The 20,254-nt window shown below is 56.9% G+C and carries 20 protein-coding genes and 1 tRNA gene; 20 read left to right on the forward strand and 1 reads right to left on the reverse strand.

Annotation, left to right across the window (positions count from 1 at the left end; genetic code table 11):
• Nucleotides 1-395 precede the first annotated feature (395 nt).
• From ADA16_RS01195 to ADA16_RS01260, 14 genes are all read left to right on the forward strand, one after another.
• Nucleotides 396-470 (forward strand) — tRNA-Val (locus ADA16_RS01195).
• Nucleotides 471-654: 184 nt separating this feature from the next.
• A complete protein-coding gene (locus tag ADA16_RS01200) occupies nt 655-1,245 on the forward strand; it encodes a copper resistance CopC family protein (RefSeq protein WP_082150624.1) in 591 nt (196 codons plus the stop codon).
• A gap of 4 nt (nt 1,246-1,249) precedes the next feature.
• Nucleotides 1,250-1,858, forward strand: coding sequence for a copper chaperone PCu(A)C (locus tag ADA16_RS01205; RefSeq protein WP_048758495.1), 609 nt, complete (start codon nt 1,250-1,252; stop codon nt 1,856-1,858).
• Nucleotides 1,859-2,146: 288 nt separating this feature from the next.
• Entirely contained in the window at nt 2,147-3,373 is a 1,227-nt protein-coding gene (locus ADA16_RS01210; protein WP_048758496.1) for a Dyp-type peroxidase, read from the forward strand.
• 159 nt (nt 3,374-3,532) lie between these two features.
• The gene (thrS, locus tag ADA16_RS01215) at nt 3,533-5,527 is read left to right on the forward strand and encodes a threonine--tRNA ligase (protein WP_239659302.1); all 1,995 of its coding nucleotides are present in this window, start codon (nt 3,533-3,535) and stop codon (nt 5,525-5,527) included.
• A 150-nt stretch (nt 5,528-5,677) separates the two neighbouring features.
• Nucleotides 5,678-6,313 carry an HIT family protein gene (locus tag ADA16_RS01220; RefSeq protein ID WP_048758498.1) on the forward strand — a complete coding sequence of 212 codons (636 nt, stop codon included), beginning with the start codon at nt 5,678-5,680 and terminating at the stop codon, nt 6,311-6,313.
• Nucleotides 6,307-7,008 carry a phosphatidylinositol phosphate synthase gene (pgsA, locus tag ADA16_RS01225; RefSeq protein ID WP_048758499.1) on the forward strand — a complete coding sequence of 234 codons (702 nt, stop codon included), beginning with the start codon at nt 6,307-6,309 and terminating at the stop codon, nt 7,006-7,008. The genes ADA16_RS01220 and pgsA overlap by 7 nt, the downstream gene beginning before the upstream one ends.
• 11 nt (nt 7,009-7,019) lie before the next feature.
• A complete protein-coding gene (locus tag ADA16_RS01230; protein ID WP_048758500.1) occupies nt 7,020-7,922 on the forward strand; it encodes a phosphatidylinositol mannoside acyltransferase in 903 nt (300 codons plus the stop codon).
• A gap of 2 nt (nt 7,923-7,924) precedes the next feature.
• Nucleotides 7,925-9,067, forward strand: coding sequence for a glycosyltransferase family 4 protein (locus ADA16_RS01235; protein ID WP_048758501.1), 1,143 nt, complete (start codon nt 7,925-7,927; stop codon nt 9,065-9,067).
• Nucleotides 9,068-9,129: 62 nt separating this feature from the next.
• Complete coding sequence (locus tag ADA16_RS01240; protein WP_048758502.1) at nt 9,130-9,633, forward strand: hypothetical protein; 504 nt, start codon at nt 9,130-9,132, stop codon at nt 9,631-9,633.
• Nucleotides 9,634-9,772: 139 nt separating this feature from the next.
• Nucleotides 9,773-10,675, forward strand: a complete 903-nt coding sequence (gene pdxS, locus ADA16_RS01245; protein WP_005511452.1) for a pyridoxal 5'-phosphate synthase lyase subunit PdxS — start codon at nt 9,773-9,775, stop codon at nt 10,673-10,675.
• Nucleotides 10,676-10,677: 2 nt separating this feature from the next.
• The gene (locus ADA16_RS01250) at nt 10,678-11,556 is read left to right on the forward strand and encodes an acyl-CoA thioesterase (protein ID WP_048758503.1); all 879 of its coding nucleotides are present in this window, start codon (nt 10,678-10,680) and stop codon (nt 11,554-11,556) included.
• The gene (gene pdxT / locus ADA16_RS01255) at nt 11,556-12,176 is read left to right on the forward strand and encodes a pyridoxal 5'-phosphate synthase glutaminase subunit PdxT (protein WP_048758504.1); all 621 of its coding nucleotides are present in this window, start codon (nt 11,556-11,558) and stop codon (nt 12,174-12,176) included. The genes ADA16_RS01250 and pdxT overlap by 1 nt, the downstream gene beginning before the upstream one ends.
• 79 nt (nt 12,177-12,255) lie before the next feature.
• Nucleotides 12,256-13,008: a YebC/PmpR family DNA-binding transcriptional regulator gene (locus ADA16_RS01260; RefSeq protein ID WP_048758505.1), complete on the forward strand. Its 753-nt coding sequence runs from the start codon at nt 12,256-12,258 to the stop codon at nt 13,006-13,008.
• A gap of 167 nt (nt 13,009-13,175) precedes the next feature.
• Here ADA16_RS01260 and ADA16_RS01265 read toward each other — a convergent pair whose 3' ends face one another.
• Complete coding sequence (locus ADA16_RS01265; protein WP_048758506.1) at nt 13,176-13,640, reverse strand: DUF3817 domain-containing protein; 465 nt, start codon at nt 13,638-13,640, stop codon at nt 13,176-13,178.
• Between the two features lie 115 nt (nt 13,641-13,755).
• Here ADA16_RS01265 and ruvC point away from each other — a divergent pair, with 115 nt between their 5' ends.
• The 6 genes from ruvC (at nt 13,756) to secF (ending at nt 20,187) form a co-directional block, all read left to right on the forward strand.
• On the forward strand, nt 13,756-14,313 hold the full coding sequence (gene ruvC / locus ADA16_RS01270; RefSeq protein WP_048758507.1) for a crossover junction endodeoxyribonuclease RuvC: 558 nt from the start codon (nt 13,756-13,758) through the stop codon (nt 14,311-14,313).
• An 83-nt stretch (nt 14,314-14,396) separates the two neighbouring features.
• On the forward strand, nt 14,397-15,017 hold the full coding sequence (gene ruvA / locus ADA16_RS01275; protein WP_048758508.1) for a Holliday junction branch migration protein RuvA: 621 nt from the start codon (nt 14,397-14,399) through the stop codon (nt 15,015-15,017).
• A 66-nt stretch (nt 15,018-15,083) separates the two neighbouring features.
• Nucleotides 15,084-16,196 carry a Holliday junction branch migration DNA helicase RuvB gene (gene ruvB, locus ADA16_RS01280; protein WP_048758509.1) on the forward strand — a complete coding sequence of 371 codons (1,113 nt, stop codon included), beginning with the start codon at nt 15,084-15,086 and terminating at the stop codon, nt 16,194-16,196.
• Nucleotides 16,197-16,264: 68 nt separating this feature from the next.
• Nucleotides 16,265-16,726: a preprotein translocase subunit YajC gene (yajC, locus tag ADA16_RS01285; protein ID WP_048758510.1), complete on the forward strand. Its 462-nt coding sequence runs from the start codon at nt 16,265-16,267 to the stop codon at nt 16,724-16,726.
• Between the two features lie 311 nt (nt 16,727-17,037).
• Entirely contained in the window at nt 17,038-18,963 is a 1,926-nt protein-coding gene (secD, locus tag ADA16_RS01290) for a protein translocase subunit SecD (RefSeq protein WP_048758511.1), read from the forward strand.
• Between the two features lie 6 nt (nt 18,964-18,969).
• A complete protein-coding gene (gene secF, locus ADA16_RS01295) occupies nt 18,970-20,187 on the forward strand; it encodes a protein translocase subunit SecF (protein WP_048758512.1) in 1,218 nt (405 codons plus the stop codon).
• Nucleotides 20,188-20,254: the final 67 nt, after the last annotated feature.

The following is a 20,254-nucleotide window of genomic DNA, read 5'->3' on the forward strand; positions in this document are numbered from 1 at the left end:
CGACCCTAACCTTGGCAAGGTTATGCGCTACCAGCTGCGCTACATCCGCATTGCGTTACAAGAGAAACTCAAGCGCTCTCTTGCGGTGCGAAAGATACTTTAGCGTGATTGTGCGATTGATTACAAATGCCCAGGTGAACATCTCTATTGCGTTTGTAGGAGTTGAGCTAAGGCCGGCTGTATGACGACGTTGAATCGCAACTATGTCATTTAGTGGCTTTCGCAGATTTGTTGCGGGGTGGACATCGAGCTGTTGCCGCCCAGGAGCTCTATTGGTGTGGCGATAAATCCTCGAACTGCGCAATCGCAACCCAAGCCAACTCAATTAGGGAAATTTCTAAAACGCGTGCTAACTTATTCCGCAGAGCAGGAAAGCTTTCGTAGTTTTCTGTCCTAGTCCCATAGCTCAGTGGAAGAGCGTTCCGTTCACACCGGAAAGGTCGCTGGTTCGAACCCAGTTGGGACTACCAACCAAAACCCCGGTCGGCTCGTTGTCTATAACAGCCGTACCGGGGTTTTCGCTATGTGACCTGAAATATATTCCCCCTCTCGGGAACTTTTCTGGGCTACCATCCGACAATAGGGATAAGGGCAGCGGTCAGATTACTGCTGGCCTTCCCGAACTGTCCCGCTTTAAGGAGTTGAACTGTTCTAGTGAGTCCCCGGGTCGCTTCAGGCGAAACGTACCGGTTCCCAAAGTTGGGTCTCCGGCGTGCGGCAGCCACTGTTGCGTCGTTCGCTGTACTCGCAGGTGCATCAGTTGTCACAGCAGCGCCTGCAAGTGCTCATGATGCTGTGATCTCATCAAATCCAGGTGATAAGCAGGTTCTAGAGGAATTCCCACACCGCGTTTCTCTCAAGTTCTCCGGCAACCCCAAGAACAATTTCAACACCGTTGCAATCAGTGATGCAGATGCCAAGGAAGTCTTGTACTCCCACGTGCCAGAGGTAGTGGGCAATGAGGTCTCTTTGGATATTCCAGAGGGTATTAATCCCGGGCCCGGCAACTACATCATTGGTTTCCAGATTACGTCCTCGGATGGGCACTCCACTCGGGGCAAGACCACTTTCTCAGTGGGGAATCCGGATGCTGCGGGCGCAGCCGAAGCTGGGGCAGAATCTCGTCAGACCGGTGCGAACGCCGAGGAAACGAAGTCTTTACCACTGTGGGCCTATGGGCTCGGTGGTGGGCTGATTGTAATCATCGCCGCTGTCGTCACCGTTATTAATCGAAAGGCAAAATAGACACATGAAGCTCAATCGCACTGCAACTGCACTGATTGCCGGTTCCGCAGCTTTGACCCTCGCCCTGGCAGGTTGCTCGTCCGACGACAACAATGCTGCTGAGGTGACTGAGTCCGCTACTTCCGCTGCGACCGAGGCTTCCTCATCGATGGAGAAGAGCGATGCGGCCGTGCAGCTGGCTGATGCTTACATCAAGGAAAAGCCAGCTGACAAGAACATGACCGCTATCTTCGGTACCCTGACCAACAACACCGACGAGGACATCAAGATTTCCTCCTTCAAGCTTGAGGGGCTGAAGGAAGGCACGAAGTTCGAGCAGCACGACACCGAGGACGGCAAGATGTTCGAGGTGCCCGAAGGTCTGACAATCCCGGCTAACGGCGAACTCGTTCTGGAGCCGGGTAGCACCCACTTCATGATTATGGATAATGATGAGGCGATGGAGGCGGGAGCAGAGTACAAACTCGTCATCGAGCTTTCCGACGGCTCTAGCATCACCCAGGATATTGAGGTTCGTGTCCAGCCAGCAGGTGAAGAGGACTACGGCGACGACGGCGACCTGAACAACCCGGAGCACATGGGTGGCGATGAGATGGATCACTCGGGCCACTAGTTCTTTTGACGAAACAGTTGGGCAACGAATCGTCGTAAAGCGGGCGTGAGCCCAGTTATGCCGAGGAATTAACTGACTGTCTCTAAGGGCAGTGAAAGCGCCGGAGTTGGCAAGTTGTTGCAACAAGTGCATCGAACTCCTGCGCTTTTTTCTTTTTCCGAAAGATGATTTCGATACGGTCAAATTGGATAGGTCAGTGGCGACATTGAAACCATTGAAGAGTTGGCGGATTACCAGTCACCGCATGTGCTCCAGTTTGAAGTAATCAGAAAGGTAAGAGTGCACAACATGTCCGAAGGCTTTTCCAGAAGGCGTTTTCTTGGCGGGCTCGGCACTGCGGCAGGAGCCTCAGCGCTCGCTCTGGGAGCACCGGAAGCCCAGGCAATCGGGTTGGAACGTCCGAAGGAGGAGCCGCCGAAACCTCCGTTGCAGACCGCAACCGTACCTTTTGATAGCGCACACCAGGCGGGAATCGCGACGCCCGCACAGGCGAATCTATGGCTTGTGGCCTTCAATGTGAAGAAGGATGTCGATCGCGATCGCCTACAAAACCTCATGCGCGTGTGGACGGATGACGCTCGCCGAATGACAGCCGGTAAACCCACCCGTACGGACTTGGAACCAGAGCTTATGGGGGCTCCAGCCAACTTGACTATCACTGTTGGATATGGGGAGAACTTTTTCAAGATTATCGATAAGGAAGACGAGAAGCCCGAGTGGCTGGGAGACCTGCCGAAGTACGTCAATGACGAACTCCGCCCGGAGTGGAACGGTGGAGACCTGTGCCTGCAGATTTGTGCTGACGACCCGGTAATGGTCTCCCATGCGGCCCGGATGATGATCCGAAATGCAGCTCCTTATCTGGACGTCCACTGGGTGCAAGCTGGCTTCCAGCACGCCAATGGCTCTCAACAGGAAGGCGAAACTCCACGCAACCTCTTCGGGCAGAAGGACGGCACGGTTAACCCGCGCACTCGTGAGGAGTTCGATAAGCAGGTGTGGATTGACAGTGGTCCGGACTGGCTGCGAGGTGGTACGGCGATGGTCGTCCGACGTATCGAAATGGATATTCCAGGCTGGGACGTTTTGGACCGCGAGAGCCGCACCGTTATTACCGGACGCGATATCGGCACCGGTGCGCCCATTGGTGGCAAGGACGAATTCGAGACCGTCGACCTGTCGAAAACTGATGAGTACGGCCTGCCTCTGACGGATCCGAACAGCCATGTTGCACTGTCGATGCCTCCGAAAGAAAATCCCAATCAGAGGATTCTGCGACGGGTCTACAACTACGACCTGCCGCCGGAGCCGAACGGTCGATTCGAAACAAACACGGGCCTGGTGTTCATCTGTTTCCAGAAGGACCCGTTGGAGCAGTTCAATCCGATTCAGGAGCGACTGTCGAAGAACGACCGTCTCAATCAGTGGATTTTCCACATTGGATCCGCTGTGTTTGTCATGCCGCGAGGTACCTCTGAAGAGGAGTACTGGGCACAAGACCTCCTCGAGGCCTAAGTTTTGACCGTGCGGTAAAGTGTGTGAGCGACTGACGAAGGTCACCAGGTATGTGATTTTCGAAGACACTTTGAAAAGGAGTACACGCACGCCGTGTCAGAAGAATTTGCAACCCCAGCACCGTTTTCCGTGCCCGCAGGAGTTTCTGCGGGTGAGGCGATGAGAGACCTGGGTTTCCCAAATAAGGGCGTTGACGCCATCGTTTGCGTCCGCGACCCCGAAGGCGATTTGAAGGACCTGTCCTTTAAGCCAGAAGCGGAAACCGTTTTCGAACCCGTTCCGGCCAACACGCCGGACGGTCGCGATGTCATCCGCCACTCTGCTACTCACGTGATGGCTCAAGCCGTGCAGTTGGAGTTCCCTGGAACGAAGCTGGGCATTGGTCCTGCGATCGATAACGGTTTCTACTACGACTTCCGTGTCGATGAGCCTTTCTCGCCGGAAGATCTCAAGCGTATCGAAAAGCGCATGAAGAAGATCATCAAGTCTGGTCAACGATTTGAGCGCTTCGCGTTTGAGTCTGCTGATCAGGCGCAGGAGGCGCTTGCCGACGAGCCGTATAAGCTCGAGCTTATTGTTGAAAAGTCGGCCGGCAAGGTGTCCGAAGAGGATGAGGCCAATGTCGACGTCGGTGGTGCAGGTACGACCTTGACCGGCTACCGCAACGTCAATCCGCGTACCGGTGAGACCGAATGGTTTGATCTTTGCCGTGGCCCGCACGTGCCGACCACTCGCTACATTCCGGCATTCAAGATCACGCGTTCTTCCGCTGCCTACTGGCGTGGTGACCAGTCCCGCGACGACCTGCAGCGTGTTTATGGCACCGCGTGGGAGTCCAAGGAAGCACTCGACGAGCACCTCGACCGCATGCTGGAGGCTGAGAAGCGCGACCACCGCCGTCTGGGCTCGGAGCTGGATTTGTTCAGCTTCCCGGATGAGATTGGTTCCGGGTTCCCGGTATTCCATGTCAAGGGCGGCATCATCCGTAATGAGATGGAGCAGCACTCCCGTCGTCGCCATATCGAGGCCGGCTATGACTTTGTGAACACCCCGCACGTAACTAAGGGCGACCTGTTCAAGAAGTCCGGTCACCTGGACTTCTACGCCGATGGCATGTTCCCGCCGATGCAGCTCGACGGTGAGTACGACGAGCACGGCAACTGCACCAAGGCTCCGCAGGACTACTACGTCAAGCCAATGAACTGCCCGATGCACAACCTCATTTTCGCATCACGTGGCCGCAGCTACCGCGAACTGCCGATTCGTATGTTCGAGTTCGGCACTGTCTACCGTTACGAGAAATCGGGTGTTATCCACGGTCTGACCCGAGCCCGTGGCTTTACGCAGGACGATGCCCACATCTACTGCACCGAAGAGCAGCTGGAAGAAGAGCTCACCAGTGTCCTCGACTTCATTATTTCGCTTCTTCGTGACTACGGCCTGGATGACTTCTACTTGGAGTTGTCTACGAAGGACGATAAGAAGTTCGTCGGCTCGGATGAAATTTGGGAGAAGTCCACGGCTATCCTGCAGCGCGTTGCGGACGCCTCTGGTCTAGAGCTCGTGCCGGATCCGGGCGGAGCCGCTTTCTATGGCCCGAAGATTTCTGTCCAGGCCCGCGACGCCATCGGTCGTACCTGGCAGATGTCGACGGTTCAGCTTGATTTCAACCTGCCGGAGCGCTTTGAGCTTGAGTACACCGCACCTGATGGAACCAAGAAGCGCCCGATTATGATTCACCGCGCACTGTTTGGTTCTATTGAGCGCTTCTTTGGTGTCCTGCTGGAGCATTACGCCGGCGCTTTCCCAGCATGGCTGGCTCCGGAGCAGGTCGTTGGTATCCCGGTTGCGGACGACTGTATCCCGCACCTGGAAGATTTCGCTGCACAGCTGAAGTCCCGCGGTATTCGCGTTCACGTGGATACCTCCGACGACCGCATGCAGAAGAAGATTCGCAACCACACCCAGGCCAAGGTTCCGTTCATGATTCTGGCTGGGGCCCGCGACATTGAGGCAGGTGCCGTCAGCTTCCGTTTCCTCGATGGCACCCAGATCAACGGTGTCGCAGTTGAAAAGGCTGCGGACATCATCTGTGACTGGGTTGCATCGCGGAATAACGAACAGCCGAACAAGGAGAATATCTCTGCTCTCTAGGGCTCGCTGACGCTCTCTAATTCGACCGAGTTGTTTTATCTGGTGAACCACGTGTGGTAATCCAAAGAAGATAGCTGCAAGGTCGTAAACTACAGCAGGGAAATATTTGTGGTCGAGGTCCGAGAGGGGCGCGGCCACGCAACGAAGGGGATGGCAGTGAACCAGTCGGGAAGTGAAGAGTTGCCTCCGCAACAGCAGGGCAATGCCGGTCAGCAGGAATCGTCTGATGAGGTATACGTCGACAGCGGTTACGGCGAACCGGATCGGCTCACGCGGTTGTGGGCACCGTACCGCCTGGACTACATCGTCAAGCGTGGCGTGCATAACTCCAAGCCGTCCCGTAACCCCTTCGTTGATTTGCCGAAGCAGAGCGATGAGGAAGCACTCATTATCGCTCGCGGCGAGTGGGTGTACGCAGTTCTGAATCTATTTCCGTACAACCCGGGACATCTCATGGTGGTCCCATACCGCGAAGTCGCCAACCTTGAGGACTTGACCGAAGAAGAAACCGCCGAGATGATGCGTTTTGCAAAGCACGCAGTCCGGACTCTCAAATCCGTTTCGCGCCCGCACGCCGTCAACGTCGGTTTCAACTTGGGCAAGGCATCTGGCGGTTCGGTCGCGGATCACCTGCACATGCACGTCGTGCCACGCTGGTCCGGTGACAGCAATTTTATGACGGTCATCGATGGCACCAAGGTTCTACCGCAGGCTCTTCGTCAGACTCGCGAATTGCTTGCCGACGGCTGGCGTGCCCTCGAGCAGGAGGACGAGGCAACATGCTGAGCGTGCGTGGCAGGGCTCCAATCCGGCCCGTAGTTGAACCGGTAGCCGCTGCACTTTTGCGCATCGGCATTAGCCCGAACACGGTCACCCTCGTGGGAACTGCGGTCGCGGTACTACTTGCGGTAATCCTGATTCCGACGAATCATCTCTTTGCCGCCGCAGTGTCAATTGCTATCTTTACGGCTTTTGACCTTCTCGATGGCACGATGGCCAGACTTCAGGGGCAAGGCACCAAGTACGGGGCGACGTTGGATGCCTCTTGTGACCGCATCACCGATGCTGCACTGTTTGGCTCTATTGCATATTGGGTGGTGTATCACCATGATGCCGACGCAATCCTACTTATTCTGACCTTAGTCACTATGGGTTCGTCCCAGGTGATCTCCTACGTCAAAGCTCGTGCAGAGGCGAGTGGCCTCAAAGTCAATGGCGGACTCGTCGAACGCGCAGAGCGCCTCATTATCGGCCTGATCGGCGTTGGGCTCCAAGGACTTGGCGTGGACTATGCCCTCTACGTTGCGATGTGGCTGCTGACAGTCGGGTCGGTATTCACCGTCGTCCAGCGCTTGTACATGGTGGCAAAGCAGCCGGGAGCGTTGGATCCCATCGCTCCGCCCGAGGGCGCAACTGATAGTTCAACTGTCAATTCTGGTTCTGCACCGAAGCCCACGGGTTCAGCTGAATCCGGCAATTAAAGGAGGATACGGTGTCGACTTTCTTCCTGCCCCGTTCTAAAGAAGATTTTGTTGCGCTCGGCTACATGGCCGGGTGGAAGGTTTTCGGTCTTCTTCCGGAACGCATGGCCTATGGCCTCGGTGACCTGGCCGCCGATCGGGTTGCGTCAAATCCCGAAACGACTCGTCAGCTTCGCAAGAACCTGGCTCGTGTTATGGGGTGTCCACCTGAGGAAGTGCCGCAAGGTCTTATTCGGGCTTCCATGCGTTCCTATCTACGTTATTGGGTCGAGGCATTCCGGTTGCCCTCCATCGCGTCGCCCGAGTTGGCAGACACGGTCGAGTCCACCAGCGTCGGTCTCGAACGGGTCTCTGAGGCGCTCAACGCGGGAGAATCCATCGTCATTCCGCTGCCGCACTGCGGCAACTGGGACATGGCCGGCATGTGGCTAGTCTCGCGGCATGTCCGGTTCAGTACCGTGGCGGAACGGCTGAAGCCAGAGGTGCTTTACGACGCTTTCGTCGAGTACCGTGAGTCGCTCGGTTTCCATATTCTGCCGCTGACCGGTGGCAAACCCGCGATGCCGGAGCTGCAGAAGCGATTGGAAGACGGTGGAGTAGTCTGCCTGTTGGCGGACCGTGATTTCGGTGGCCACGGTGTTCCGGTTACGTTTTTCGGTGAGCCGACCACAATGCCGGTCGGTGCAGCAAAGCTGGCACTGGACACGGGTGCTCGGCTCATGCCTGCGGGGCTGTCCTACACTCACGATGGATGGCGCTTTGTAGCGCATCCTTTCGTGCCGACCGAGGGGCGCGAGCTAAGCGACATTGTCCAAGATATCGCCACTGTCTTTGAATCCGATATCGCCCAGCATCCAGCGGATTGGCACATGATGCAGCCACTGTGGCCAGCGGATAAGAAGAGGTCAAAATAGCAGTGCGAATTGGAATGGTGTGTCCGTACTCGTTCGATGTCCCCGGTGGTGTTCAAGCTCACGCCATTGACTTGTGTGAAGAGTTCATCCGTCGCGGCCACGAGGTCAGTCTTATCGGCCCAGCTAGTGCGCAAGCGGACGTGCCGGACTTCGTTATCCGCGGTGGCGCTGCCATTCCGATTCCGTATAACGGCTCGGTCGCTCGGCTGTCTTTTGGTCCCCGCACGAGCCGTCGAGTCCGCACGTGGATTGACGAGGGAAACTTCGACATCCTCCATATTCATGAACCGAATTCGCCCAGTTTCTCGATGCTTTCACTGGTCAACTCGGTCGGTCCAATTGTTGCTACGTATCACTCTGCGGCAACAGACTCCCTGGCATTGAAGCTGGCCACGCCATTTTTGCGTAAGTACCTTGAACGCATTCGGGGAGGCATTGCTGTCTCGGAAGTGGCTCGTCGCTGGCAGGTTGAACAACTCGGCGGTGACCCGATTCTCATTCCCAATGGCGTTCGCGTTAGAGATTTCGAGTCCTGCCCACCGGCCACATCGTTACCCGAGATTCCACTACGGCGTGAGGGAGTTTCTCGGCTCGTGTTCCTCGGTCGTTTCGACGAATCCCGCAAGGGCTTCGACGTTTTGCTCAACGCTTTGCCAGCTATTTGTGCAGAGATTCCACAGCTTGAGGTCTGTGTTGTTGGTGATGGTGATGTCGCGGCAGCTCGTCGTAAAGCGGGCAGAAACGCAAATGCCCTGCATTTCGTTGGACGCCTGTCGGAGGATGCTAAGGCGTCAATACTCGCCGATGCGGATGCATACATCGCGCCGCAGCGTGGCGGTGAGAGTTTCGGCATTGTGCTGGTAGAAGCGATGGCGGCGGGCGCGCCGGTAATCTCCAGCGACATCGATGCGTTCAAGCTCGTGCTTGACGACGGCCGTTACGGGCTTCACTTTGAAAACGGCAACTCCGCAGACCTTGCGGAGACGGTCATACGCCTTTTGAAGCAGCCGGAGTTGGGGGAGGAGCTACGTGCGCTCGGTCATAAACGAGCTTGGGAGTATGACTGGTCGCAGGTCGCCGATGGCGTTCTGCGTGTGTACGATACGGTGCGCATGGATGGCGAAAAGGTCGTCATTGCGCCGTAGTAGCTGTAGAGACTTCCGTCGTGGCAGCCGATTGAAAGCAGCGGAGTGAAGGTAGGTATTCGGTGGACGTAACTGTTCCAGTTTGGGTCGTTGTCCTGGTCATTGCGCTGATTATTGTGCTCATTATCGGTCTGGTGGCTTCATCGACAGCGAAACGTCTGAACCGTATGCACATTCGCACGGACTTGGCGCGTTCTTCACTGGAAGCGGCGTTGGGGCGAAGGGCGGCAGTTGCTCGTGCCGCGTACCCGGAGCTCGCCGGAGTGGTGACGAAGGTGGAAGCCACACCGCTTAGAGCCAACAACACCGGGCAGCGCGCGGATGTGGAAAACGAGCTGACTAGGAAAATTATGGCGCTCTATGAGGAACAGCCAGTGGATCGAACGATGGCAATTGAGCTCGCCGATGCCCACACGCGACTCGAGCTCGCCCGTCGTTTTTACAACGATGCGGTGACGGATACGAAGGCACTGCGAGCCAGGCCTCTAGTGCGTGCGCTGCGACTGGCGGGTACTGCACCCGAACCGGAATATTTCGATGTTGCAGACGGGCTGACAACGGCTTAGGTTTGGGTAAAGGCGCTGTTGTGCTGGATGTTTTCCGTGTTATCTGACTCTATGAACAGCACGGTCTAGTTCAGGCGTTATAGTGTTAAACGACTACAAACAGTCACATTCACCAGTTTTATTAGGGAAGTAGGGTTCGTTGAGCACGGTTGAAAACAACTCCGGACAGGGCACTGCGCGAGTGAAGCGCGGTTTCGCTGAGATGATGAAGGGCGGCGTCATTATGGACGTCGTTACTCCGGAGCAGGCCAAGATCGCAGAGGATGCCGGCGCAACTGCCGTGATGGCGCTGGAGCGCGTCCCCGCCGATATCCGCGCAGAGGGCGGCGTGTCGCGTATGTCCGACCCGGACATGATTGAGGGCATCATCAATGCCGTCTCCATCCCGGTTATGGCCAAGGCACGTATCGGCCACTTTGTTGAGGCGCAGGTGCTGCAGTCCCTAGGCGTGGACTTCATTGACGAGTCCGAGGTGCTGACTCCGGCCGATTACTCGAACCACATTGACAAGTTCGACTTCACTGTTCCGTTTGTCTGTGGCGCGACCAACCTGGGTGAAGCTCTCCGCCGCATCAACGAAGGTGCTGCGATGATTCGCTCCAAGGGTGAGGCTGGTACCGGCGATGTTTCCAACGCTGTGACTCACATGCGCACCATCCGTGCTGAAATTAACCGTCTGCGTTCCATGGCTCCGGACGAGCTCTACGTTGCCGCCAAGGAGCTGCAAGCGCCGTACGAGCTGGTACGTGAGGTCGCTGAGACCGGTAAGCTGCCGGTTGTGCTGTTCACCGCAGGTGGCATTGCAACTCCGGCAGACGCTGCCATGATGATGCAGCTCGGTGCTGAGGGTGTCTTTGTCGGCTCCGGTATCTTCAAGTCCGGTGATCCGGAGAAGCGCGCTAAGGCTATCGTGCAGGCAACCCAGCACTACGATGACCCGAAGGTCATCGCTGATGTCTCCCGCGGTCTCGGCGAGGCAATGGTCGGCATCAACGTCGATGAGATTCCGCAGCCGCACCGACTCGCGGAGCGTGGCTGGTAAAAATGGCTAACATCCGCGAAGTATTAGATCTGGAGCAGATTGACCGCGACATTTTCCGTGGCCCAGTCATTAAGTCAATTCTGCAGCGCACTTTCGGTGGCCAAGTTGCCGGCCAGTCCCTAGTCGCGGCGACGCGCACAGTGGGTAATACTTTCGCGGTAAACTCCCTCCACGCCTACTTTGTAGGCCCGGGCCGTCCCCATATTCCGACGGTCTACCTGGTCAAGCGTATTCGCGATGGCCGGTCTTTCTGCCACCGCTCCGTCGAAGCTGTGCAAGATGGCCGCACAATTTTCGTCATGCAGGTCAGCTTCCATCGCAAGGGGGATGAGGGGCTCGAGCACTCTGACGTGATGCGCAAGGTGCCAGATCCCGAGGATGTGGTGACGGACACGTCGGAGATGACAAACACCCGGCGCCTGCTCATGCGCGAGTGGGCAGACTGGGATATTCGGGTAGTCCCGGATGATCAGTTCGAACACAACAAGTACACCCCGTCGCAGCAACTGGTGTGGTTCCGGTGCAAGGATCGCCTGCCCGATAACGAGACATTCCACGTCTGCACGCTGGCGTACATGTCCGATATGACTCTTTTGTCGTCGGCTCTGGTCCCGCATCCAGGTGTGGAGGTACAGGAAGCCAGCCTCGACCATGCGATGTGGTTTATGCGCCCATTCCGTGCTGATGAATGGCTTCTCTACGACCAGATTTCGCCGTCGGCGCATGCCGGTCGCGCACTGACTCATGGCCGCATCTTTAACCAAAAGGGTGAGCTCGTAGCCGTCGTCACGCAGGAGGGGCTGACCCGAAGCCTGGCACCGGGTGTCGAGCCTGTGCCAGTGGTGGCGAACTTCGACGCACGCAGCGAAAACCTCGATTAATGTCGCCTGAAACAATCGGAATCCTCGCTCTTCAGGGCAACGTTGCCGAACACGGGTATGTGCTGGATAAGCTCGGTGTCGCGCACCGGAAGGTGCGCTTGCCGCGAGACTTGGATGGGCTCGGCGGCCTAATCTTGCCCGGTGGAGAATCCACCACGATGAGCAAGCTCATGGTCTTCAATGAGCTCGTGGAGCCGCTGCGCGAGGCACTCCGCGATGGCCTTCCGGTATACGGCACCTGCGCAGGCATGATTTTGCTTGCCGACGAAGTGCTCGACACCCGTCCGGATGCGGTAAGCCTAGGGGTGATTGACATTACGGTTCGTCGTAACGCCTTTGGCCGTCAAGTGGATTCCTTTGAAACCGATCTGGATATTCCACAACTGGCGATTAACGGTGACCAGCCGCCTGTGCACGCCGCCTTTATTCGCGCTCCGTGGGTTGAGCGCGTGGGCGATGGCGTTGAGGTGCTAGCGCGCGTTCCAGAATCGGCTGGAGAAGCCGCCGGCACAGTGGTCGGTGTGCGCCAGAGGGCTGCTATGGCGACCAGCTTTCACCCGGAGTCGACGGGGGAGACGCGGGTTCACGAGTTCTTTTTGCGAGAGCTTGTCGGCATTTAAATCGTCGGTTTGTATAATGAACACCTGAATAATTCCCATCTACATGGGTATTGACGAGAGGATTGGTAGGAACTAGCACATGGCGGGTCATTCAAAATGGGCAACCACTAAGCACAAGAAGGCTGCTAATGACGCCAAGCGCGCCAAAGAGTGGGCGAAGATGATCAAGAACATCGAGGTCGCGGCTCGTACCGGCGGTGGTGATCCGGCTGGTAACCCCACCCTCGATGACATGATTAAGAAGGCCAAGAAGGCCTCGGTTCCCAACGACAACATTGAGCGTGCCCGCAAGCGTGGCTCCGGTGAGGAGTCCGGCGGTGCTGACTGGGAGAACATCGTCTACGAAGGCTACGCACCTGGGGGCGTTGCTCTGATTGTGGAGTGCCTGACGGATAACCGTAACCGTGCTGCTTCCGATGTGCGCTCGGCGTTCAACAAGAACAACGGCAACATGGCGGACAACGGTGCCGTGGCGTACCTGTTCGAAAAGAAAGGTGTCGTTGAGCTGCCGAAGGGCGAGCTGACTGAGGATGACCTGCTCATGGCCGTTCTCGATGCCGGTGCGGAAGAGGTCAACGACCTGGGAGAAAAGTTCGAGGTGGTCTCCGCCTTCACCGATTTGATGAATGTCCGCACCGCTTTGGTCGACGCTGAGATGGAGTACGACTCCACAGATCAGGACTACCGCGCTTCTACCATGGTCGCTCTCGATGCCGACGGTGCACGCAAGCTCTTCCGCTTAATCGATGCCCTCGAAGAATCTGACGACGTGCAGAACGTCTACTCGAATGCCGACATCAGCGACGAGGTCATCGCCGAACTCGACGGCTAGGCAATCGCTTGACGACGGACTGATGCGAATCTTGTCGGTCGGGGGTAGCCCGTTTTTGGCCAGCCCCACAACGCTGAATTGCTCGGCGAGCTGGTGTGCATAGAAAATCCCCATCGGAGAATCGTCCGATGGGGATTTTGGTTTCTGAAAGTTTTAAGACAACCGTTTTAAGAGAACCACTGAGTCGGAGGCCCAGCCATCAGCAGCAGAGTGAAGACCACGATGAGAACAATCAGAATGACGAATGCCGAAATGAATGGGCGGCGAATAATCATGGCGAGTGCCCACTCGAAGATGTCCTGTGGCTCCTCAGATTCGTCGGTAAAGCGCCACGGCTGGTCCAGCAAGCCGGCCTTTAGAGTGTTCTGTTCAAACGGGTAGGTTGCGAACGGGATGATGGAAGAGGCCAGGCCAACGACACCGCGGCCAAAGCTCCACCGCTGGTTGATCCACACCATGATGGTGGTGACTACGTAGCACAGAAACGTAAACCCGTGGATGCTGCCGAAGATGGTGGTGGCAACGTCAGTGACTTTGAACAGGTACTTTAGCGCCAGCCCGAACAACAACAGGGCCCACGTGACCATTTCAGCTGCAGCGAGAACGCCGTAGAGCTTCTTCGGTGAATTCATGGTGTCAAACCTAGCAGAACCTACGGTTGGTGCCTCTTGTAGCTACGATACAAACAGCTGTTCGAAATGTGGTATTAGTGGAGACGTGAATTATCGAGCTGGATCTCTCCGAGTGATGGGTATTGACCCTGGCCTTACTCGATGCGGTCTCTCCATTGCGGAAGGCACTCAGGGCAGGAAAGTCGTTCCCATTGCTGTGGGCGTGGCCCGCACACCAACTACGGCTTCGTTGGAGGATCGCCTCCTACGGCTTTCCAATGCCGTGGAGCAGTGGATGGATGAATACCAACCGGACGTGGTTGCGATGGAAAGGGTATTCGAGCGGGGTAACGTCTCCACCGTGATGCAGACTGCTCATGCAGTCGGTGTGCTGGTTCTCGCGGCGGCGCGCCGCGGTTTGGAAGTGCATATGTACACGCCATCGGAGGTCAAGAAAGCGCTTACCGGCAATGGCCGGGCTGATAAGAAGCAGATGACCATGATGGTGACCAGAATTCTAGGGTTGGAAACGCCACCGAAACCTGCGGACGCAGCGGATGCGTTGGCCATTGCGATTTGCCACTGTTGGCGTGGCCCAGTTTTGCAACGCCAGCGCGACACGTTGGCGGCCCTTGCCAAACAGCACGAGGAACGGGAATCGGAGCTCTCTCGCCGTGAGCATACGTCGCGGTAAAGTACGGCTGGTTAGCAAACAGCAGTGAACTCTGCATCTACCGCGGTGTCTTGAGTGGTCTGTAGTGAAAGGAAATGTGAGAAGTGATTGCATCTCTGCGAGGTGAGGTTATTGACCTCGGTGCGGACTATTGCGTTATTGAATGCGGTGGTGTCGGACATTTGGTCACCATTACCGGCAGGTTAGCTTCCCAGTTGGTGAGGCATGAGCAGACTTTCATGTTGACCACTATGACGGTTCGCGAAGACGCAATTACGCTTTTCGGTTTTGCCAACTCGCAGGAACGTGAGATGTTCGCACTCTTGCGCACTGTCTCAACAGTGGGGCCGAAGGTAGCGATGTCTGTTCTTTCTGTACTGTCGCCGGCTGAAATTGCCAATGCGGTCGCCTCAAAGAATGCGAAGGCCTTGCAAGCAGCTAACGGCGTCGGCAAGCGATTGGCGGAGCGCCTGCTAGTCGAGCTGAAGGATAAGGTCGAGGTATTCGCCGACAGGGCAGTGTCCCAGCCGGAGGAAGCTGCAAGCGGAACAGCTCCTGGCATTGTCCTTAAGGCGGATTTGGATCAGGTCGTTGGCGCTTTGGTTGGACTCGGTTTTCCGGAGGCGGATGCCAACCAGGCGGCAGAGACTGTCGTACGCATCGATCCGAACTTGGATACGTCGATGGCGCTCAAGGCGGCGCTGAAGACATTGGGTGAGAAGTAAGTGCTGGTTGATGGTCTGCCGGGACATTGATAGCGATAATTGGCAGTGCACTAGGATGAGGGGACTATGAGCGATATCGAGCGCACGGAATTTAACGTGTCGGGCAATCCCTTCGGGGGTTCCCTCGGTGGATCGGCCAACGATTCTTTCGGCGGTACGGGAAATGGTGCTCAGCGTGATCTCGACGCGCGTGCCCAGGTCGAGGAAATTGATGCCGAATCGAACCTGCGCCCGAAGTCGCTAGGCGAGTTCATCGGTCAGCCCAAGGTTCGGGAGCAGCTCGATTTAGTGCTCTCGGGTGCCCGAGGACGAGATGTGACTCCAGACCATATTCTGCTGTCAGGGCCTCCAGGACTAGGCAAGACCACCATGGCGATGATTATCGCGCAGGAAATGGGGTCGTCACTGCGCATGACCTCAGGCCCGGCTTTAATTCGCGCCGGCGATTTGGCAGCAATGCTGTCCAACCTGCTCGAGGGCGATGTGCTCTTCATCGACGAGATCCACCGCATTGCCAGACCAGTGGAAGAAATGCTCTACATGGCAATGGAGGATTTCCGTATCGACGTCATCGTGGGCAAGGGCCCGGGAGCTACGTCAATTCCACTTGAGATTCCACCATTTACTTTGGTAGGAGCAACGACGCGCTCGGGAATGCTAACCGGCCCGCTGCGTGACCGTTTTGGTTTTACCGCGCAGATGGAGTTCTACGAGGTTGAGGATCTGACAAGGGTGGTTACCCGTGCCGCTGGAATCCTCGGGGTAGATATCAGCCCAGAGGCTGCGGTGGAGATCGCCTCACGTTCGCGCGGCACACCACGAATCGCCAACCGTCTACTGCGTCGCGTACGCGATTTCGCCGATGTCCACTCCGGTGGCGTTATTGATCTTGGTGCGGCTAAGGCAGCGCTGATTGTGTTCGATGTCGACGAGCTGGGGCTCGACCGTCTGGATCGGGCAGTGCTGACAGCCTTGGTCAAGGGACACGGCGGTGGGCCTGTGGGGGTAAACTCGCTGGCACTGGCAGTGGGTGAGGAGCCCTCGACCGTGGAAGAAGTGTGCGAACCCTACTTGGTACGTGCAGGAATGATTGCGCGCACATCCCGTGGACGCGTGGCAACTGCCCGAGCATGGCGGCACTTGGGGCTACAGCCCCCGGAGGGAACTATCGGAGAATAGCTTTCCCTCAAATCCTGTCCCAGGGCAGTGTGGAATTGCGAGCAGGCAATTCGTTAAACTCGGCAGACATGGATCAAACTATTCTCCTCCTACTTATTTTCTTGTTCCTGGCGCTGCCGATTTGGCAGATCGTCAAGCAGAACAAGCAGGTGCGCACCATCCGGGAAATGCAGGATAAGCTGGCCCCTGGCGCGGAGGTCATCACAGGTTCCGGCATGCACGGCGTGGTCGTTGATACCACCGACACAACCGTTGACCTAATCATCGCTGACGGCATCGTCACCCGTTGGGAGAAGGGCGCTATTGCCCGCAACCTCACTACCGGCGCGGGAGCTAGCTACGCTCACCGCGACCAGCGTGGCAGAGTTTCCGATGCGACGGACGACCACATTGGCGATGTGCAAGAAATTACCGGCCACGGTCCGGCTGATAATGCGGCTTCGGACAGCAACGGGCAGGCCGCGAACCCGGATACAACGAGCAATTCGGATAACCCGGGTAAAGGTGGCTCGACTTCTACCGAAAAGTAGTAGCAGTTTTGCACGTCCACGCCCCGCTGGTTTGCATGCCATCAAGCTCTAGCGTGCGCCGTAGGGCGAAGAACGCGACCCAGGTTTCGCCGTCGGCAAGCGTGGGGAAGATTTTCACTAAACAGGTACAAGTCAAAACCGGCGCAGGCCGCTAAATCGGTTATCCTCTAGCGGTTAGTGTTTATAGCTTTGCTTGGCGACGCCCGCAATGCCCCTACCTGGTATTGCGCGAGTTCGCGGTGCAGTTATAGACACGCGTTTCAACCCGAAACGTTCAAGTACCTAAACGTCACGATTCAGGAGACTTTGCTTTGAACAGCAAATCCAGATCTGGTGCGAATACATTCAAGAGGAACTGGCCACAGTGGCTGTTGGCGCTGTTTGTCAGCTTCCTTATCCTTACGTACGCACTCGTCTTTTTCACCGGCGGCGGATCGGCCAAGCCAAAGTTGGGTATCGATTTGCAGGGCGGTACCCGAGTAACCCTGGTGCCGCAGGGCGAAAAGCCGACCCGCGATCAGCTCGACCAGGCTCGCAAGATTCTGGAGAACCGAGTAAACGGCATGGGTGTCAGCGGCGCTCAAGTTGTCACCGACGGTGACACCCTAGTCATCACCGTGCCGGGTGAAGACTCGCAGGAGGCACGTTCCCTCGGACAGACTTCGCAGCTTTTTTTCCGTCCGGTAGAGCAGCCCACGCAGGGCCCAGATGAAGCTGCCTTTGGTGAAGTAGTCAAAAAGACCGCAGAGGACTGGGTTTCGGTCGGTGTCCTGTCGAAGGAGGACGCCACCAAGCGCGTCGATGGCCTGTACAAGGACATGAACGAGACGCAGAAGCGCGCTATTGATGCCTTCAAGGAACAGAACCCGGACCAGCCGGTTCCGGAGGAGCTGTCCGCGTCGCTCGGCGAAGCGCCGAAGCTGGAAGCTACGGCTCCGGCAAAGCCGGCGAACTCGATTGAAGCAGCGGAGCTGCGTACGAAGGTTCGTGACGTGCTGCTGGCAACTCGCCAGTCCGAAGATCCGACGACGCAGTTTGCAGCCGCTGCACTGATGAGCTGCGACGACCGAGATGCAGTCGATCCGCTGCAGGGTTCCGATGACCCGGCCAAGCCATTGGTGACCTGTGCGCCAGAAGGTGGCAAGGCTATCTTCCTGGGCAAGGCTCCGCTGTTGATTGGGCAAGACGATGAGGTCAAGGGCCAGCGTCTGTCCGGCGATGCTATCGACACCAATGCGCCGATTAGCGGTGGCTACGATCAGCAGTCTGGTCAAATCCAGGTCTCCTTTAGCTTCAAGTCCGGTAAGAACGACACCGGTGCTCGTACCTGGACCAAGCTGACCGATGACTACCTGCAGCAGCAGGTCGCCATCGTGTTGGATTCGAAGGTTATTTCCGCACCGGTGATTCAGGAGGCAACCCCGGTCGGTTCAGCTACTCGAATCACGGGTGATTTCACTATCGATGAGGCACAGGCGCTGGCGAATAACTTGCGTTACGGCGCACTGCCACTGTCCTTCGCAGGTGAGGACGGCGAGCCGGGCGGTACCACTACGACCATTCCAGCTATGCTGGGGTCGGCCTCCCTGCAGGCCGGTCTGCTTGCCGGCATTATCGGTATTGCTCTGATTGTCGTCTACGCAATCGTTCTTTACCGAGGCCTCGGAGCCATCTCGCTGGTTTCACTGGCAGCAGCTGGTGCGATGGTCTACGGCGTACTCGTGCTGCTCGGTCGCTGGATTGGATACTCACTCGATCTCGCTGGTATCGCCGGTATCATCATCTCCATCGGCGTGACAGCTGACTCCTTTATCGTCTTCTTCGAACGCATTAAGGATGAGATTCGTGCGGGTAGGACATTCCGCTCTGCGGTACCGCATGCTTGGCGACGAGCACGGCGTACGATCCTGTCGGGTAACTTTGTGTCCATCATTGCGGCTGTGGTCCTCTACATCCTGGCCGTTGGCGATGTGCGTGGTTTCGCATTCACGCTTGGTCTTTCTACGGCATTCGATATTGTGACCGCCTTCTTGGTGACTGCGCCACTGGTCATTCTGGCTACTCGGAAGTGGCCGGCACTGTCCAAACCATCCATGAACGGCTTTGGTTCAGTCATGGAGGTCGCTAACAGGAATAAGTCCGTAGCTACCGGTAAAAAGGCTGTCACCTCCAATGCAGCTGCCAGTGCAGTTGCCGAAACCGGTTCGGCTGACTCCGGCGCGAATGAGGGGAAGTAGGAATTCATGAATACTACTCAGACGAATCCGGCGCTGACTAGCGAAAATGACGCGGCTAACGAGGACTCATTCTTCCGCCGCCTCTACACCGGCGAGGGTGGAATCAACATCGTCGGTAAGCGGAAGCGCTGGTACCAGATTGCGATTGCCGTCATTGTCGTTGCTTTAGCATCGATGCTGATTCGTGGGTTCAGCTTCGGTATCGATTTCGAGGGCGGCACCAAGATGACTATGCCGCCTGCGTCAGTGACGACTGAACAGGCTGAGGAGGTCTTCACCGACGCCACCGGCGTCAAGCCGGAGTTGGTGCAGATCATCGGTTCTGGCGAAGGCCGCATTCTGGAAATCACCTCAGAGAAGCTGACCCAAGGCGAGATTAATGATGCTCGCGTCGCACTGAACGACGCATTCAAACCCGTCGACGCACAGGGGGAGCAGACTCCGGATGCGATTGGCGACTCGACCGTTTCCGAGTCGTGGGGCTCGTCGATTACCAACCGAATGCTGCTGGCTGCAGTAGTGTTTTTGGGCTTGGTATTCGCCTACATCACTATCCGCTTCGAGCGTGACATGGCCATTTCCGCCATCCTCGCCCTGGCTGTGGACGCAATCGTGATTATGGGTATCTACGCGCTGATCGGCCTAGATGTCACCCCGGCCACCATTATCGGTCTGCTGACCGTGCTGTCGTTCTCGCTGTACGACACCGTCGTGGTCTTCGACAAAGTCGACGAGAATACGGCAGGCTATCGTTCATCGACACGTAGAAGCTATGCCGAGCTGGTGAATCTGGCTGTCAACCAGACCATCATGCGTTCAATCAACACCACAGTGTCGACGCTGCTGCCAATCCTGGCACTGATGATTATCGCCGTGGGCATGCTGGGTGTCGGTACGCTGAAGGATCTTGCGCTGGTTCAGCTCATCGGCATTATTCAGGGCACGTTCTCCTCTATTTTCCTGGCTTCGCCGCTGTTGGTAACGCTCAAGTCGCGTCAGCGTGAATACCGCAAGCATGATGAAGCGGTGCTGGCCGCTCGCGCAAAGGTATCTGCTGGGGAAGGCTCGAACTCTGAGTCGGCTGCCACCGATGCCGCGGAGGGCACGGGCGCGGAAGACGCGTCGGCAAGCGACATAGAGCAGTCCAAGCCGAAGCGAACAGTGACTACTCCGAAGCTCCAGGGCGATGATGACAAGCCGCTGTCCTGGCGTCCGGGGCAGTAGGAGGTAGTGGACCCCAGCGGTTGGGGTGAAACTACTTTAAAAGGACATAGTGCGGGTATCGTTGACA

Source organism: Corynebacterium vitaeruminis, from assembly GCF_001054325.1.
Lineage (GTDB): Bacteria > Actinomycetota > Actinomycetes > Mycobacteriales > Mycobacteriaceae > Corynebacterium > Corynebacterium vitaeruminis_A.

Coding starts and splice junctions, on each gene's coding strand:
- thrS (WP_239659302.1), top strand. CDS start 3,533: ATGAGAGACCTGGGTTTCCCAAATAAGGGCGTTGACGCCATCGTTTGC.
- ADA16_RS01260 (WP_048758505.1), top strand. CDS start 12,256: ATGGCGGGTCATTCAAAATGGGCAACCACTAAGCACAAGAAGGCTGCT.
- ruvB (WP_048758509.1), top strand. CDS start 15,084: ATGAGCGATATCGAGCGCACGGAATTTAACGTGTCGGGCAATCCCTTC.
- ruvC (WP_048758507.1), top strand. CDS start 13,756: ATGGGTATTGACCCTGGCCTTACTCGATGCGGTCTCTCCATTGCGGAA.
- ADA16_RS01250 (WP_048758503.1), top strand. CDS start 10,678: ATGGCTAACATCCGCGAAGTATTAGATCTGGAGCAGATTGACCGCGAC.
- pdxT (WP_048758504.1), top strand. CDS start 11,556: ATGTCGCCTGAAACAATCGGAATCCTCGCTCTTCAGGGCAACGTTGCC.
- secF (WP_048758512.1), top strand. CDS start 18,970: ATGAATACTACTCAGACGAATCCGGCGCTGACTAGCGAAAATGACGCG.
- ADA16_RS01220 (WP_048758498.1), top strand. CDS start 5,678: ATGGCAGTGAACCAGTCGGGAAGTGAAGAGTTGCCTCCGCAACAGCAG.
- yajC (WP_048758510.1), top strand. CDS start 16,265: ATGGATCAAACTATTCTCCTCCTACTTATTTTCTTGTTCCTGGCGCTG.
- ADA16_RS01210 (WP_048758496.1), top strand. CDS start 2,147: ATGTCCGAAGGCTTTTCCAGAAGGCGTTTTCTTGGCGGGCTCGGCACT.
- pgsA (WP_048758499.1), top strand. CDS start 6,307: ATGCTGAGCGTGCGTGGCAGGGCTCCAATCCGGCCCGTAGTTGAACCG.
- ADA16_RS01205 (WP_048758495.1), top strand. CDS start 1,250: ATGAAGCTCAATCGCACTGCAACTGCACTGATTGCCGGTTCCGCAGCT.
- ADA16_RS01265 (WP_048758506.1), bottom strand. CDS start 13,640: ATGAATTCACCGAAGAAGCTCTACGGCGTTCTCGCTGCAGCTGAAATG.